This is a genomic window from Borrelia sp. RT5S, from assembly GCF_021165755.1.
Classification (GTDB): domain Bacteria; phylum Spirochaetota; class Spirochaetia; order Borreliales; family Borreliaceae; genus Borrelia.
Genome location: NZ_CP088938.1, coordinates 1 through 15,889, shown reverse-complemented (window position 1 = coordinate 15,889; position 15,889 = coordinate 1). Strand labels below are relative to the sequence as shown.

Sequence of the window (15,889 nt, the reverse complement as noted above, 5' to 3'; positions counted from 1 at the left end):
TTTTTTTACAGATTAGTAGCTAGAACAGATAATGCGCATGTATACCTTGTATAATGTGGATAGTATGGCTTTGAAAGTTAATGTAAAGGTAATACTAGGTACTTTTAGGGAGAAGTTAGAGGAGATATATAGACAGTACCTCGGGAATGAGATTTCATATACTAGTTTGGTTAAAAGACTAGAAGAACTTGCAGAAGAGTACCTAAATGTTTTTGTCAGAAAGGATAGATTTACTAATCTCTCAATAATATTAAATCTGTCCAAGATTAGAAAGATAATAAAGGAATATATTAATCTTGCAGTGATTGAAGAGATCAGAAAGCGGAGTAGAGTTTTGTTTTTCTGGACTCCTACAGAAGTCAAGAAACTGGCTAGCATTAATATTAAGGATTTGGGAGCGGTAGAGGAGCTAATGGCTGCTCACAATATTTCAAATCAAAAGGTCTACTTTCATGATTTTCTAGTCTTATTTAAAAGTCCAGAGTGGTTAAATAATTATGCACACCACTACAGAATTTCGAAAATTAATAGTTATAGGAAGGAGCTGGTACCGGTTAAGATAAGTCTGGCTACATATATCCAGCTTGTTAATGTCTTGTTGACACAGAAAAGAGATATTAGGTTAAAGTTTTATGGTGTACTAATGGCAACAGGAAGACGACCGGTTGAGATAATGAAGGTATCTCAATTTCATGCAGTGGATCAGCAGCATATTTTAATGAAAAACATTGCAAAGAAGAAGGAAAGTAATTTAGTGCACGAAGTTGCTTTCCCCACATTTGCTGATCCCGGATTGATTATTGAAGCAATAGAAGAGATAAGATATATGGAGAGGACGGAGAGACTTTCAAAGGAAGTAATATCAGCCAATCTTACTTATTCTTACAACAGAATGTTCCGCAAAATTTTTAAGGATGTATTTGAACCGGAAGAATCAGTTTATTTTTGCAGGAGACTTTATAGCAGGTTTTCCTATCTTGCGTTCGCACCAAAGAATATGGAGTTAAATTTATGGATAACTACGGTTTTAGGGCATGAACATGATGATATAGTAACAGCTTTTCATTATAATCGTTATGTATTGGAAAATTTGGATGACGCTGTTGATATTAATCTTTTAAGACTTATTAAGAGGCGTATACGCACATATATTAGACGCAAGACCACATATTCGCTCCTTACTATGCAGGATCTTGATTTGCTTATAAATAAGAGCTCCACTAAGGATGATAATTATATTAAAACCCTACACGTCATTAAGGACATTATGATGAGCGATAATTTAGAGGAGTTGGAGATGCTTCGGGGTCTTAATGTTAAAATTAGGAGAGTTTTTAAGCAAAAATATGGATACAATTATAACTATGCGAAGCTTGGTGAATACTTGGCTGCGATATTTGGGTACAAGATACGAAGATAGTGTTTGGGTATGAATACGGGATTTTTTTATTTTTTTAATAAAGCTTTAAGTGCTGGAGAGGGCAAGAGAGTTTATGTTTCTCATCTTTATGATAGGTTAACTTCAATTGAGCCCGAGCCGGATCGGAAGTGGCTTAAGGTTTGTTTTGAGGAAGCCAAGAGAGGGAAAAGGTATTTTTTTCTTTTCACTAGAGGTGAAACGAATGGTAAATTTATCTCGTGTAGTTTTTTAAAGACAGGAACTAATTACGGTCTTGATATTAAGTTTTCCGATGGAAATTTGAATATCTTTTGTAAAGATAAAAAATCTTTAGAGTTTTTAAAATCTAGAGCGGAGCGATTTTTAAAAACAGAGGTAGAAAAATCAATTACGGCAGGTAAAGTGGGAGATTTATCTACGGACGGTAAAAGGGTATTTATTAAACGAAAGATTAGTAGTAGGTCCTGAAATTTTTGAAAGAGAACGGATAATCGTCATTCAGGGCTTTTTTTTCCATTCTTTCAATTTTTAAATAGCCGTTGCCTTTCTTAAGGCTCTCCTCAAAGGGTCCTATTTGTGTTTTGTTGTCAAAAAAGGCTACTAATTCTACTCTGCCATCTTCTAAATTTTTTACAAATCCTTTTATTCCCATTTTAACTGCAATTTGTTCTGCAAAAAACCTAAAACCTACTCCCTGTACTTTCCCAGAGAAAAAATATTGATATTTACACATACCTTATCTTTCCTTTAAAGGATTAGAAGAAGAGCCTTTAAGTAGCTCTCCTTCTAATTGTAATTTACTCTCTAATTTTGCGTGATTTTATCTATTTCCATTCTTATGTTGTCAGATAGGCCTCCAAATATAATTTGAATAGCATTACCTTTTTTCAACATTCCACTCGCTCCAAGAGCTTTAAAATAAGCATTAGGTTGCACTAATTCTATTTTATTTACATTTACTCTTAATCTTGAAGCACAAGCGTCAATGTATGTAATGTTGCTCTTACCCCCAAGGCCTTCTAGTACCTTCCTAGCTGTGTCTGCTAGTCCCGTTTTTTGGGAGCTACTTACCTTAGCAACATCCTCGTCCGCATCCTCTCTTCCTGGAGTTTTAAGATTAAATCTTAGAATTACAAACTTAAAGAGGAAGTAGAATCCTATGAAGTAGAATGTACCAAGGACAGGAATCATTATCCAGGTTGTTTTGCTGTTTCCTTGAAGTATTCCAAAGAGGAACATATCAATAAATCCTCCAGAGAATGTTAGTCCAACCCCAATATTGAAAAGGTGTGCCAGCAGATGGGACAGTCCGAATAAGGGAACGTAGACAAAGTAATAAAGAGCAGGAGCTGCGAATAGGAATGCAAATTCAATAGGCTCTGTTATTCCTGTTAACATTGATGTAAAGCTAGCAGATAATAATAGTGAAGCTACACTCTTCTTATTCTCATTTCTTGCTGTATGATACATAGCAAGAGCAGCACCAGGTAGTCCAAAAATCATTACTATGAATTCACCACTGAAGAATCTTGTACCTCTGGCAACCTCAAAGTGAGTAGTATTAGGATCGGCAAGTTGTTTAAAGAATATATTTTGTGCTCCTGATACGAGTTCTCCATTAATTTCTAGGGTCCCACCAACAGATGTTTGCCAGAATGGCATATAGAATATGTGGTGAAGTCCAAATGGAATCAATGATCTCTTTATAGCCCCATATGCGAATGAGCCAAAGAGCCCAGATTTTTCTACAACCCCTCCGAATGAAGACATGATTCCTTGTATAAATGGCCAAGTGAATGTCAAAATTGTTCCTGCCACAAACATTACTGCTGTGGTTATAATCGGAACAAATCTTGATCCTCCAAAGAACGCTAGGAATGCGGGTAATTGGATATTGTAGAACCTGTTATGTAGGAATACTGCAATAAATCCTGCTACCATTCCTCCCATTACGCTCATTTGAAGAGAAAAGATACCAAGTACATGTGTGTATTCTTGGCTTTTAGAAATAGCTTCTACTTCTGGCATTCCAAGAGCTTGAAGTGCTGCTACACTTACAGTTGAAGGAGTGATTCCTTGAATAAATAGGACTCCATTTATTGTTTGATGCATAACTAGGAATCCCACAACCCCAGCAAGTGCAGCTGTTCCCTTCTCAACCTTGGCAAGTCCTATTGGAATTGCTGCTGCAAACATTAAAGGCAAGTTAGCAAAAATTACTTCTCCCGTATATTTCATTAAATGTAATATTGAACTTGTTACAGTTCCATGTCCAAGTATTCCTTCAAGTCCATAAGCCTGAATCATTGTGTCATTGGTGAAAGCACCACCAATTCCTAACAAAATTCCAGCTGCCGGCAGAAGAGCTATTGGTAGCATGAAAGCTTTTCCAACTTTTTGTAATGTTGTGAAAATAGATCCTGACGATGTTGACATAACATTTCCCCCTCTTATCAGTTGTTACTAAAGTTTATATAATTAATATTGTTAATTATATAAACTAGTTAATATTAACAATATTTGTTAATATTGTAAACAAATTTAAAAAATTGCTTACAAATAAGCAATGCCAATTTAGTAAAATTGACACTGCTAGAATTATAATCCTTTAATAATTTTTTCTACTTCTGTATTAACATTGTCTGATACGACACCAAATATGATTTGTAATCCTTCATTTTGTCTAACAACCCCTTTAGCACCAAGTTCTTTAAAGAAGGCATTATCTTTAACAAGATTCATATCATAAACTTCAACTCTGAACTTTGTAATACATGCACTGTGGTATTTAATATTAGCACTGCCACCAAGACCCTCAATAGTTTTTGTTGCAATCTCTCTTAGGTTTTCAAGTATCTCTTTTGAGCTTGTTTTTGTAGCAGTAACTCCGTCATCCTCTCTTCCTGGGGTTTTAAAGTCAAATTTGACTATGGCCCACTTAAAGACAAAGAAGTATATGAAGAAGTAAGGTATTCCAACATATATTATGTTTATCCAACTTGTTCGTTCATTTCCTTGAAGTATTCCATAAAGGAAATAATCAATAAAGCCGTCTGCGAATGTCACCCCAACACCAACATTTAGTAGATGCATGAATACGAATCCCATTCCGTACATGAAAACATTAAATCCGAAAAACAGGATGGGAGCTGCGAATAGGAATGTAAATTCAACAGGTTCTGTTATTCCTGTTAGGAATGATGTGAATGCAACGGAACCAAGAAAGGCTGCCATTTCTTTTTTTCTCTCAGGTTTTGCTACCCACCACATAGCAAGAGCAGCTCCAGGTAGTCCAAATGCATGTCCTGGCCATTTACCAACCCAAAATCTTGTTCCCTTAGTTACTTCAAAGTGTCCTGAAAAATTAGGATCGGCAAGTTGTGCGAAGAATATTTTTTGTGCCCCCGACACGAGTTCTCCGTTAATTTCCATTGTCCCACCAAGAGGTGTTTGCCAGAATGGCATGTAGAATATGTGATGCAGACCAGTTGGAACTAACGCTCTCTCAATTGCTCCAAATAGAAATGAACCGAAATACCCAGACTTTTCTACAGCTCCACCGAGCATAGCAATCACACCTTGGATAGGAGGCCAAATGAATATTAACAATATACCAACAACTAGCATTATTGCAGTTGTAATTATAGGAACGAATCTTGTTCCTCCAAAGAATGCTAAGAATTGAGGAAGTTTAATATCATAGTACTTATTGTGAAGATAAGCAGCAATAAATCCGGAAACCATACCCCCAAGTACTCCTATCTGAAGAGTATGCATTCCAAGTACATGTGTGTATTCAAATGCTTTAGCAACAGCTTGTGCTTCTGTTAAACCTGTTTTTATTAAATATTCAGGATTAGCTGTAGCAGCAGTGATTCCCTGTATAGCAAGAGTACTACTGATAGATTTGTGCATGACTAGGAATCCAATCCCCCCAGCTAGACCCGCAGCTCCCTTTTCTACATTAGCAAGCCCAATTGCAATTCCTAATGAGAAGATTAAAGGTAGATTTTCAAATACAACACCACCAGTGTCTCTCATTACCGATAAAATAATATTTAAAATGGTGCCCTCTCCCAGAGTGTTTCCAAGCCCATAAGCCTGAATCATTGTTTCATTAGTAAAAGCACCACCAATCCCTAGCAAAAGCCCAGCAGCTGGCATAATTGCAATGGGAAGCATGAAGGCTTTACCAATTTTTTGCAAAACAGCAAACTTATTCGAAGTAGCCATAATAAATTCTCCTTTGATCGCTCTTAAGGTAAACCCATTCTAGACCGAACATTTTATCAATGTAAAATGGATATTTAAAACGTTTAATTATTACTTAGGTTAAGTATAACATTAATGAGGACTTTTATAAAGATATCATTAATGATTTTAATTAAAATGCTTAGATATTTTCCCTTATAATTTACAAAATTAAGTGCTATTTATCCTCCAATACTTTTTAAGTATTGGTATAAATCGCTGTCCTTAGGGGCGTAGTCTGAGGGGAGTTTTTTACCAGAATCTCTTGTATTAGGATCTACACCTTTTTCTATAAGAGACTTAATAAAATCTATTCCATATTCGCTACCTACAGCATTATGAAGAACAGTCCTAGATTCTGAATCCGCTAGGTTGATGTCGAAATCTTGCAGTATTACATAATCTATTATGTTTTTTGATTTTGAGGTTACTGCGTAGGTAAATACAGGCGTCCCGTTAGAGAATATTGTATTTAATGAGAAATTATTTTGATTTTGGGTTAGAAAAGTTTTAAAGCCATCCAAATTATCATTCCTTACTAATTCTTGTAGCCTATGTTTTCTTTCAGTATATTGTTTATATTCATCCTTAATTTTTATGCTTTTTAAGAAATTATCTTTATTTTCTTTCAAATCTATGTAGTAAGGAATAGTATCAATGTTGTCTTTATAGTAAGTAATAGGAGCCTTGATAGTATTTAAATCAAGGTAGTAAATGTCGAGTACCTCTTTAAAATAATTATTGTTTTCTTTAATGAGGTCGAATTTAACTTCGTGTTCTTGATACTTTTTAAATGGAATTAAATTATAGCTTCTGTCATAATATAGTATATCTGTTATTTGTCCCTCTAAATCTCTAATTACGGGTATGATGTTTCCGTCCTTGTCAACGCTTATGTCTGATATCTTGCCATCTAGGATAGGCAATTTATATTTGTTGTACATCGGAAGAATTTCTTCCTCTAAGTCTGCTATTCTGTCTTTAATCTCTGTATTCATTGCTTTAGCATAGTTGTTATAGGAGGTAGCAATCTCGGTTGAAGCTCTGTTTGTATTTTCTGAGTACTTTTCAAAAGTAGCATTAAATATCGTATATATTGGCTTAACCTGTGACATTAATTCCATTTTGATTGGTTCCTTAAAGCTTAAAAGATATGTAGCTAGGAATGTTTCGTTTATTTTATGTATTTCAAAGAAATCTTTCTTAAAATCTTTAAAGTCTTCTAACAATTGTTTCTCTGAGAAGTAATAGGATAGATTTGAGCTTAGTATGAAGAGCATAAATAGGGTTAAGTAATACATAAAACTAAACCTTTTAAACTTTCTTTTGACTTTAGTTCTTAAATTTTTATTAAAGATAGTAAAAGATGTAACCCCTATTATGACATATCCAAGGTATATAAAAATCGTGTGCAGTGTATGGTAGCTCATTTGAATTCCTTTATAGTTAATCTTTCTACATTATATCAAAATAGATTTTTATTTACTTTACTTTTATAAAAAGTTATAATTGAGTACCCCTATGAGAGTGTTTTTAGGTTTCATTTGTGTGTTTGTCATATTTTTATCCTTTTTAAGTTGTACTACGGTCTCGTTGGACAAGCCTGCTGGGGGGAGGGATTTAGACTTGTTGGCTTTAAAAGACTTGATGGTGTATCCTGAGCTTAAGATTTCAAATTTTGATATGAAAAATTATGAAAAATTAAGAGGGCATTATGGGTGTGACTTTGAGATTTTAAAAAGGGAAGATGATGATCCAGTGTATATTTCAGAATCTAGTTATAGGGGAAATATCGATTATATTAAAGATCTTTATTTTTATAATAAAAAGTTGTATAAGGTTGTCTTGGCATACAGTACAGTTCAAGGTTCTCCTTTCAAATCTGAAATGATTAAATATTTAAAGAAATTTAATGTTAAGGAAAAGTTTCCTTTAAGAATAAGATTTCCTACTCATAAGGTATGCGTTGAGGGCGGGACTTGGATTGTTATTAAGAAAGCTTTTCTAGATATGATCATTCAGGATAGGAGTGCTTTAATTGTTTCAAATCGTGTAATGGAGGGTATAGTTGAACGGTTTTCTTAAGAGTACTCTCTATTCTAGATCTTCAAATATTTTCTTCATAGCTTCCTTTCGGCTCGTTTCTTTTTTTTCTAGGTCGGTTGCTATTGATTCTTTTAGTTTGTCTATTTGTAGCAGGCATTCTTTATTTTTTTCTTTATTCGTTTGATTAGCTTTAAATATCCTTCCGTTTTTTATCTCTTTTTCGAATTTATGAATATCTTGAAGCATACTTAACTTGAAGTGCATTACGTTTTCAGATACCTGAAATTCTTTAGCCATTATTTGCTGTGGGGATCTTATTGATTTATATTGAGGGACCTTTAACTTTAAGGTAGTAGTTGGGATTAATAAGTTTGTTGCAAATATATTAGCTTCCATTGTCATGATGTTTTCTTGTACTGTGGACTTATTTGTTACCTTTGATGAACTGAGGATTTTGTATTTGTGCATTAGGTAATGGCCGAGTTGCTTTGCGATTTCAAATCTTTTATTAACAAGAGGCATTGATTCGTTTACATATATAGCCCTTTTATTTGGTTTAATATAAGCGGAAAAATTTTTATATTTGTCCTCAAACTCTATTTCAAATACCTTAAGGCCCTCCCCTGTTGTAATTTTTATTATTGGTACAGGGATGAGCAATATAGAATATTTCGAGATTATATAGGAGGAGTAAGTATAGGGGGTTTTAATGTAGGAACTAGACTTATTGAAATTCATTGGACGTAAACACTCTCCCCTTCATATTTTATAATATAATTTGAGTATGAGGTATAGTTTTCTTTGTTTTCTTTGTTTTTTTTCTTGCAGGACTTTGAACGTTAATGAAGTCTTTGACAAAAAATTTGACAAGATTGAAAGGGCTAATTATTTTCTTTATTTTTATCCAGACAGCCAGATATATATCAGAAAAGATAAAGTTAGCAATAATTTTTCTGTATTTTTAAATGTTGTCTTGGATTCAAGCTCGAACTTAAGTAACAGTTATTTGAAATTAGTTCAGGATGATAATTACATTGGAGATGTTTGCATTTCTAAGGTTGTTAGTATTAGAAATTTTAAGTTCTTATATATTAATGTTGATAGGAAGAATGCTGATCTTATTTTAAGGGCACTCAAACCACACAAAAAATTATCTTTTGTTCTAAACAGTAATTCTTATCAAGTGTGGACTAGGGAGACTTTTGAATATGATTCCAGGTTCATTGATGTCGATTTTAAGAGCACTAGAGATACTCTTTTATATGCGCTTAAGAGTGGTCTTTTATAAGAGGTTATGTTTATTTTAAGGTTCGTGTTTTTCCATTGTAGCATCTTAAAAGTAGTTGGTAATTTTACTATGTTGGAATGTCTAATTAGCTCAATGAGTCGGGTAGTGTTATGTTTATTCGTTTGGTTGATGGGAAAATTTGGTGGTTGGTATATTTTTGTGAGTTTTATGTTTTCCTGTTCGACTCTTTATTTAGGCAATATTGAGGGAATAAGTAAGGACTCTAAGTATATTAGATTTATTTTTGACAAAAACAAAGTGTCTTTAAGACATTATTTTACTATCTCTGGTAAGTTAAATTTGAGGTATAAAGAGCCTTTGTACTTAAAAGTTGGAGAAGAGATAGTAGCTTCATTTTTGCTTGAACGTTACAAGAGAATTGATGATAAATATATTCAGGCTTTCTTTAGTGTTGGCAGAAATATTTCTTTAAAGACGTATTTAGAGTGCGTTAAGGCTGGGAAATTTGTTATCATAAACAGCTCTGGAATCATCATTAAAACTATTGTGTTTTCTGAGTTACCAGATAGGGAAGATATTCTGCTTCAGAACAATAAAATCACTTGAGATTTTACTTTTATTGTTTAAGATGCCTGGATTTAAAGCTTTGAGTAATGTTAAATTCCTCTTAACAAAAAAATTTCTTCCCATTTCACCAGGCATATCCAAGTTTAAATGCCCAGGGTAACTATTTCAAAGCTATTCCGGCTGGGAGTTTCAATTTCCTCACCTTTAGCGTATCGTTGCCAAAAGGCGTCAGCTATCGCAAGTGAATCAATGTGCTGCTATGGCATGAAGTAAGCCCCACTAGCAAAAGCTCATCCACTGTTGGACCTAATAAGCAGTACAGCAGTTGCTTGCTCTTGATTAAGAGCAAGCAACTGCTGTACTGCTTATTTATTATCGACGGATTAAATTTTATTCAGAGGAGTTTTTGGTCTCAGCACGTCTTTGTTTCTCTTTAACAGAATTCAGCTTGGCAAGAAATGCGCTGTGAACACTCACGATCTTCTCGTACGAATCAGCGGGCCCACCTCCATCAACAGCCTTTCTAACTGTGTCAGCTGCTTTCTGTATGCCAATTCTTTCCATAGACTCCGCTACTCCTAGGATTACACTGTATATTTCCGCAAACTGTGTCCCGGATCCTTTTTCCCCTAACTCTTCAATAGTGTCTTTCATTAAAGCTAAAAACTCCTCTCCGACTTCAATAACTCTCAGCTTTACCTCTCGTATCCTATCATCTCCGGCTCCCTTAGTGCCCGTTGCCTTTTGTAGATTGTCAAAAGTAAAACCAGAGTTTTTTACGATATCGTCGATTTGATTCTTAGCAGCACTAGACGAATTGTCCACTTTTGTTTTTAAGTGACTAGGAAGCATGCTACAAGAGGTCAGTAAAACAAGAATCACTATCTTTAACACATTTGACATATGTTGTCTCCTTATCTCCGTTTTATATAGACAAGTATATCTCATTAATTAGTTGACTACAGGAAGAAAATTTTTTAGGTCTTATGTACTTAAGTGCAAAAAGGGAAGATATTTAGTCTAACAATAATTAATATATTGATCGAGTGATCTATAAAATTTTGAGTCTTTTAAATCAAATAGAATTTTACGAGTAAAGTATGCTGAATAGGGGATTTAATTATTAAAAAGAGTACAAAGTGTGATTAAATTTTATGTTTTACATTTAAATTCTTGATTTTTGTTTTGTTGTTCCTGCTGCTGGAATTCCCTTTTCAAAGAAAACTTGGCTTTAATGATAGATGAATTTATGTAGGTTTGAAGATTTGTATCGAAATACGGATTTGCAAATAATGAGGGTATTTCTTTTTTTGAAGACCTTATTGATTGGTTTCGGTCATTAAATATACCAAATGTAATGTGTTCATGAGGAATGAGATTCATTGCAAGTAAAATTGAGTTAGATCTTTAAAAAATCTGAGCTAGAGCTGGATCAGTGAACGCCGTAGGTTTTTATGACGTTAATAATTGTATATTCGCTTCACTGTGTTTGTAGCGTGCTTTTAATGGAGTGAAGAGACTTGTTTTAAGTTGCACACATCTATGGAGGAATTTTTTCAGTCCTTATATTTGCCAACTGAGATGTTCACTTTAATCTTGTATTTATTAGTAAATACAAGATTAAAGTGAACATCTCAGTTGGCGTGATTGTTAGCCTCTGTGTGATTATCTTGTTTTAGTAAAAGGACAGTCATGCGGAAGCTTAGCGCAGAGCTAGGGGATGTGATGCGGGATGTTGGTAGTAGGGGTTGGTTGCGCTGTTTACCCAGGGTTGTCATCGTGTTCTAAGTGTTGGGTTTGCGCCATTAGTATCGCCTCAAGTAGAATCAAAGATGTCCATGGGAGGAGTGCAGGTCAGGCTACCAAGTTTCTGAGTTCTTGGATCGTTACTTCTAGGAAGGGTGAGAAGCTCTTCACGGCATCGGTTACTAGATGTGATCGAAATCTCCCAGGTTGTGGGGCGTTGATGGCTGTTGCTTTGACGCAGAAGTCCAGTGACAATTCGAATTAGATTTAAAGTGACCGAGAAGAGGCCTGTTTGTTTTTTCTTGTCATGGGCAGTGTAGAATCCGCTATAGCTCTGGTAGTTTTTGTCCTATCCTTTCTGGGAAACCGCTTTTATTTTCAGCATTAAAGTGCTTGGAAAATTTAATCTCCATGAGTTATGGGCGCAGTGCGAAAGCCAGCCTTTGTCGTTATTGTTTATTAGGAAGCTTGTATAGTTTTCAAAATGCCAATCTTTGATGGTAGTATGGTAAGAGTATCCGACTCTAGAAAATCGTTTTGGGCGTCTAATAAAATCAGTGCAGAATTCATTAATGCAAAATCAGGTTGTAATCTCTTCATGGAATTAATTATGTCTAAAAGTGCGTTATGCTTTTCACCGAAAGTGCAGGTTGGGTTGTTTGCGGGACTAGTCCGTTCTGCTAGATCTGTTTAAATAATTTGAATGAATCTTATCTGTTTGGGTTCCTGATAATGCAAATTTAGTCTTTTTAAGAATAGCAGCAAGTATTTCTTCTCCTGTTACTGATCCGACTATCTTTCTATGTCTTCATATTTGCCTTGTTATTGCTTTAGATATTGTTGGGGGCTGATGATATGCCACTATAAGGACAACTAGAAGAGGCCGTAGGGGGTTAGTCTAGGGTATGAGAAGAAAAGGTGGAAAAAGAAAAACAATGGTAAGAGAAGGCAATTATGAGTTGGGTATCTTAAAAATTATCAGTACTTAACATTATGTTTTTTATAAAACAACGCCCGACATTCTTTGTGTAAGCGTAAATGATTTTCGTATTTCGTACAATATTACCTTTTAAGGATTTTGTGCTTTCAGAAACCCACAGGAAGCGCTTATCAGGGGTACTTATGAGATCAAAAATAAACACTTTGTTTTGTGAAATAAATGAGAATATGAATTTTTTAAATTTGCGAGTCGGGTGGGTAAGTAAATTGTTTAGCCCTTTGCATTAGATGAGTGCCATTTTTTGTTGAATTTGGTTCAATGTCAGAGTCGATAAATGTTTATAACAACCTTTAGGTTTAGTTAATACAACAGGATATATTAATTCGCTTTATTGATAGGTAGTTTTCTTATCTTCCCCGAGTCGGGTGGGTAATAGGACCTTGGGAGCCTTCTCTGTTGGCGGCTGGGTGTAACAGCCGCTAGACCTGCTTGCTTAGCTATTGGCGCCTCACCTGCTTGTGCTACTCGTAGCTTCAGCTGACCACCCTTAAGAAGTGATCTTAAAGCTATGCCTCCTGATGCAGCACCTGCTAAGGAAGCCGCAGCTGCTGCGTCGTTATCGCTTATCCCCTTTAAGGCCGATAGGAACTTGCCAATCTCTGCCGCTGCTGGAATTCCAGCAGCGCCTGCGTCGTCGGCGGCCTTAGTGTCGCCTATGTCCTGCCCGTCGGAAATAGCAGCTGCGTTGTTATCGCTTATCCCCTTGGCAAAGGAAACGGCTGTTGTTGCTGCGTCAGCGGCGCCACCGTTTGGTCCTTCTGGGTCACTTGCTTGCTTAGCTATTGGCGCATCATCTGCTCGTGCTTGTGCTGCTCGTAGCTTCAGCTGACCACCCTTAAGAAGTGATCTTAAAGCTATGCCCCCTGATACAGCACCTGCTAAGGAAGCCACATCAGCCGTGGGCTTCTCCTTTAGCTAGAACCTTGGAGCCATCGTTAGCGTTGTTGCCAGCTGCTACTTCAGCGTCACCTGCTTGGCTCTTAAGAATAGCAGCAAGTATTTCTTCTCCTGTTACTGATCCGACTATCGCTACTGCCTTAGCTGCGTCGCCCGCAGCACCCCCGTTGTTGCGTTGGCGGCGTTGCCGCCTACTTCAGCGTCACTTGCTTGGCTCTTAAGAATAGCAGCAAGTATTTCTTCTCCTGTTACTGATCCGACTATCGCTACTGCCTTAGCTGCGTCGCCCGCAACACCCCCGTGGGCTTGTTGCTTAGCTATTGGCGCATCATCTGCTTGTGCTAGCACGAGCTTTAGCTGACCACCCTTAAGAAGTGATCTTAAAGCTATGCCCCCTGATACAGCACCTGCTAAGGAAACCGCATTAGCTGCTTCGCCATTGTTTATCCCCTTGGCAAAGGAAACGGCTGTTGTTGCCTGCTGCTAGGGCTGTTGTTCCCGCTGCCGGCATTTCGATCCCCTCTGCCTTAGCTGCTTCGCTTATCCCCTTTAAGGCTGATAGGAACTTGCCAATCTCTGCTGTTGGAATTCCAGGAGCTGCGTCGCCCGCAACACCCCCGTGGTCTTGTTGCTTAGCTAGAACCTTGGAGCCTTCTCTATTGCCTGCTGCTAGGGTTGTTGTTCCCGCTGCTGGCGTTCCAGGCGCTTCGTTGTCGGCCTTAGTGTCGCCTATGTCCTTATCGTCGGAAATAGCTGTTGTTGTTGCGGTAGCGTCGCCATTGCCACCCCCGTGGGCTGCTCCTTTAGCTAGGACCTTGGAGCCTGCGTTGTTGGCTGCTAGGGTTGTTGTTGCTGAGTCAGCGTTGTTGCCGTCTGGTAGGGTTGTTGCACCTGCTTGACCTGCTGCTGCTAGCTTCAGCTGACCACCCTTAAGAAGTGATCTTAAAGCTATGCCCCCTGATACAGCACCTGCTAAGGAAGCCGCAGCTGCTGCTTCGCCTGGCCCTCTGCCTTAGCTGCTTCGTTAGCAGCAGCTGCTTTTGAAGAGGTCCCCCCTTTGTTAGCCCGTACGCCATCTGCAGCTTCTTTTACCTTCGCTAGAACCTTGGAGAGGGTTTTCTTCATTATGTCTTCGATGGCCCCAAGGAGTTTTGTAACAGCCGCTAGACCTGCTTGCTTAGCTATTGGCGCATCACCTGCTCCTGCTGCTGCTGGCTTTAGCTGACCACCCTTAAGAAGTGATCTTAAAGCTATGCCCCCTGATACAGCACCTGCTAAGGAAACCGCATCTGCTGCGTTGTCATCGCTTATCCCCTTTAAGGCTGATAGGAACTTGCCAATCTCTGCTGCTGGAATTCCAGCAGCTAAGGCAGAGGGTTTTCTTCATTATGTCTTCGGTGGCCCCAAGCACTTTAATGCTGAAAATAAAAGCCGTTTCCTTTGAAAAGGGTAAAAATGAGATATACTTCCTTACATCAGATCTAAAGTGTAAAGGAGGCTTGAATGAAAGCACTGAGGAAAGGGTGGTCAGCGGTAGCATTAGCGCTCGTGCTAATGCACATAAGCTGCGGGCCATCAGCAGAGGAAACGGCCTTAAGGGAGGAAGCAGAGAAGCTACAAAAGCTACTGGCACAGATAGGAACAACAGCGGAGAAAATATACGACGCAATAGTAAGGCTACTAAATGGGAGCAGCCCAACTAGGGGGACCAAGAGACAACAGGTAGCGGAGACGCTTAAGAAGCAAGCAGAGCAACTCGAGGCGACCCAGCAGCAGGTGAAGGCGATAAAGGCAGAAATATCTAAAGCAGGAGGAGACTCCAAGTCCCTGGACAAGGCAACAGCGACGATCGAGGCGCTAAAAAAAGCAGGAGAAGAAATGGCAACAGCTATTTCCGACGGGCAGGACATAGGCGACACTAAGGCCGACAACGAAGCGCCTGGAATTCCAACAGCAGAGATTGGCAAGTTCCTATCAGCCTTAAAGGGGATAAGCGAAGCAGCTAAGGCAGAGGGGATCGAAATGCCGGCAGCAGGTGCAACAACCCTACCAGCTGGCAACAACGATGGCTCCAAGGTTCTAGCTAAAGGAGCAGCCAACGGGGGTGCTGCGGGCGACGCAGCTAAGGCAGTAGCGATAGTCGGATCAGTAACAGGAGAAGAAATACTTGCTGCTATTCTTAAGAGCCAAGCAGGTGACGCTGAAGTAGCAAACGGTGGCGACGCTACCGCAGCAACAACAGCCGTTTCCTTTGCCAAGGGGATAAGCGATAACAACGCAGCAGCTGCGGCTTCCTTAGCAGGTGCTGTATCAGGGGGCATAGCTTTAAGATCACTTCTTAAGGGTGGTCAGCTGAAGCTAGCACAAGCAGATGAGGCGCCAATAGCTAAGCAAGCAGGTCTAGCGGCTGTTACAAAACTCCTTGGGGCCATCGAAGACATAATGAAGAAAACCCTCTCCAAGGTTCTAGCGAAGGTAAAAGAAGCTGCAGATGGCGTACGGGCTAACAAAGGGGGGACCTCTTCAAAAGCAGCTGCTGCTAACGAAGCAGCTAAGGCAGAGGGCCAGGCGAAGCAGTAGAGTAGAACAACGAGGTAAAAAAGGAAGTAGTCAAAAGAAAGAACCAAGTAGGCTTTTGACTACTCAGCTATTTCCGACGATAAGGACATAGGCGACACTAAGGCCGACAACGAAGCGCCTGGAACGCCAGCAGCGGGAACAACAACCCTAGCAG

Annotated in this window: 17 protein-coding genes and 3 pseudogenes; 9 read left to right on the top strand and 11 right to left on the bottom strand. The window is 38.2% G+C overall.

From position 1 onward, the window contains the following. Positions 1–64: 64 nt before the first annotated feature. Together LSO06_RS04705 and LSO06_RS04700 are read left to right on the top strand one after the other, a co-directional pair. Positions 65–1,420 (top strand): protelomerase family protein, encoded by a 1,356-nt coding sequence (locus LSO06_RS04705; RefSeq protein ID WP_231760948.1) that lies wholly within the window; start codon positions 65–67, stop codon positions 1,418–1,420. 9 nt (positions 1,421–1,429) lie between these two features. Then, a complete protein-coding gene (locus LSO06_RS04700) occupies positions 1,430–1,867 on the top strand; it encodes a hypothetical protein (protein WP_231760947.1) in 438 nt (145 codons plus the stop codon). Here the strand turns inward: LSO06_RS04700 and LSO06_RS04695 are convergent. From LSO06_RS04695 to LSO06_RS04680, 4 genes are all read right to left on the bottom strand, one after another. After that, entirely contained in the window at positions 1,851–2,132 is a 282-nt protein-coding gene (locus LSO06_RS04695; RefSeq protein WP_231760946.1) for an acylphosphatase, read from the bottom strand. The two genes, LSO06_RS04700 and LSO06_RS04695, sit on opposite strands and share 17 nt — an antisense overlap. A gap of 71 nt (positions 2,133–2,203) precedes the next feature. Further along, positions 2,204–3,835 (bottom strand): PTS transporter subunit EIIC, encoded by a 1,632-nt coding sequence (locus tag LSO06_RS04690; protein ID WP_231760945.1) that lies wholly within the window; start codon positions 3,833–3,835, stop codon positions 2,204–2,206. A gap of 162 nt (positions 3,836–3,997) precedes the next feature. Next, positions 3,998–5,632, bottom strand: coding sequence for a PTS transporter subunit EIIC (locus tag LSO06_RS04685; RefSeq protein ID WP_231760944.1), 1,635 nt, complete (start codon positions 5,630–5,632; stop codon positions 3,998–4,000). Positions 5,633–5,832: 200 nt separating this feature from the next. After that, the gene (locus LSO06_RS04680) at positions 5,833–6,930 is read right to left on the bottom strand and encodes an ankyrin repeat domain-containing protein (RefSeq protein WP_231760943.1); all 1,098 of its coding nucleotides are present in this window, start codon (positions 6,928–6,930) and stop codon (positions 5,833–5,835) included. Positions 6,931–7,171: 241 nt separating this feature from the next. Between LSO06_RS04680 and LSO06_RS04675 the strand changes: the two genes are divergently transcribed. Continuing rightward, a complete protein-coding gene (locus tag LSO06_RS04675; protein WP_231760942.1) occupies positions 7,172–7,735 on the top strand; it encodes a hypothetical protein in 564 nt (187 codons plus the stop codon). Between the two features lie 9 nt (positions 7,736–7,744). Here the strand turns inward: LSO06_RS04675 and LSO06_RS04670 are convergent, their stop codons facing one another. Further along, positions 7,745–8,434: an ImmA/IrrE family metallo-endopeptidase gene (locus LSO06_RS04670; RefSeq protein WP_231760941.1), complete on the bottom strand. Its 690-nt coding sequence runs from the start codon at positions 8,432–8,434 to the stop codon at positions 7,745–7,747. Positions 8,435–8,528: 94 nt separating this feature from the next. On the opposite strand from LSO06_RS04670, the gene LSO06_RS04665 reads away from it, so the two are divergent. Both LSO06_RS04665 and LSO06_RS04660 read left to right on the top strand, forming a co-directional pair. Continuing rightward, a complete protein-coding gene (locus LSO06_RS04665; RefSeq protein ID WP_231760940.1) occupies positions 8,529–8,984 on the top strand; it encodes a hypothetical protein in 456 nt (151 codons plus the stop codon). A gap of 129 nt (positions 8,985–9,113) precedes the next feature. Beyond that, on the top strand, positions 9,114–9,551 hold the full coding sequence (locus LSO06_RS04660) for a hypothetical protein (protein ID WP_231760962.1): 438 nt from the start codon (positions 9,114–9,116) through the stop codon (positions 9,549–9,551). Between the two features lie 351 nt (positions 9,552–9,902). On the opposite strand, the gene LSO06_RS04655 is transcribed toward LSO06_RS04660, so the two are convergent. The 5 genes and pseudogenes from LSO06_RS04655 to LSO06_RS05845 form a co-directional block, all read right to left on the bottom strand. Further along, positions 9,903–10,415: a DbpA/DbpB family decorin-binding adhesin gene (locus LSO06_RS04655; protein WP_231760939.1), complete on the bottom strand. Its 513-nt coding sequence runs from the start codon at positions 10,413–10,415 to the stop codon at positions 9,903–9,905. Between the two features lie 2,623 nt (positions 10,416–13,038). Next, positions 13,039–13,155: pseudogene (locus tag LSO06_RS05855) on the bottom strand (variable large family protein); the annotation flags it as partial. Next, the gene (locus LSO06_RS05840; RefSeq protein WP_370639806.1) at positions 13,151–13,285 is read right to left on the bottom strand and encodes a variable large family protein; all 135 of its coding nucleotides are present in this window, start codon (positions 13,283–13,285) and stop codon (positions 13,151–13,153) included. The gene LSO06_RS05840 and the pseudogene LSO06_RS05855, both read right to left, overlap by 5 nt. 2 nt (positions 13,286–13,287) lie before the next feature. Next, positions 13,288–13,410 (bottom strand): annotated as a pseudogene (locus LSO06_RS05850) (hypothetical protein); the annotation flags it as partial. Between the two features lie 99 nt (positions 13,411–13,509). Next, positions 13,510–13,629, bottom strand: a pseudogene (locus LSO06_RS05845) (variable large family protein); the annotation flags it as partial. Here LSO06_RS05845 and LSO06_RS04635 point away from each other — a divergent pair. Next, positions 13,626–14,054, top strand: coding sequence for a hypothetical protein (locus LSO06_RS04635; protein ID WP_231760937.1), 429 nt, complete (start codon positions 13,626–13,628; stop codon positions 14,052–14,054). The pseudogene LSO06_RS05845 and the gene LSO06_RS04635 overlap by 4 nt on opposite strands. 73 nt (positions 14,055–14,127) lie before the next feature. Here LSO06_RS04635 and LSO06_RS05835 read toward each other — a convergent pair whose 3' ends face one another. Then, the gene (locus tag LSO06_RS05835) at positions 14,128–14,466 is read right to left on the bottom strand and encodes a variable large family protein (protein WP_370639804.1); all 339 of its coding nucleotides are present in this window, start codon (positions 14,464–14,466) and stop codon (positions 14,128–14,130) included. On the opposite strand from LSO06_RS05835, the gene LSO06_RS04625 reads away from it, so the two are divergent. From LSO06_RS04625 to LSO06_RS04615, 3 genes are read left to right on the top strand one after another with little or no spacing between them, the layout of a single operon-like run. Continuing rightward, positions 14,408–14,599 (top strand): hypothetical protein, encoded by a 192-nt coding sequence (locus LSO06_RS04625; RefSeq protein WP_231760936.1) that lies wholly within the window; start codon positions 14,408–14,410, stop codon positions 14,597–14,599. The genes LSO06_RS05835 and LSO06_RS04625 overlap by 59 nt on opposite strands. Positions 14,600–14,654: 55 nt before the next feature. Beyond that, the gene (locus LSO06_RS04620) at positions 14,655–14,858 is read left to right on the top strand and encodes a hypothetical protein (protein ID WP_231760963.1); all 204 of its coding nucleotides are present in this window, start codon (positions 14,655–14,657) and stop codon (positions 14,856–14,858) included. Further along, positions 14,782–15,735: a variable large family protein gene (locus LSO06_RS04615; RefSeq protein ID WP_231760961.1), complete on the top strand. Its 954-nt coding sequence runs from the start codon at positions 14,782–14,784 to the stop codon at positions 15,733–15,735. The genes LSO06_RS04620 and LSO06_RS04615 overlap by 77 nt, the downstream gene beginning before the upstream one ends. Positions 15,736–15,889: the final 154 nt, after the last annotated feature.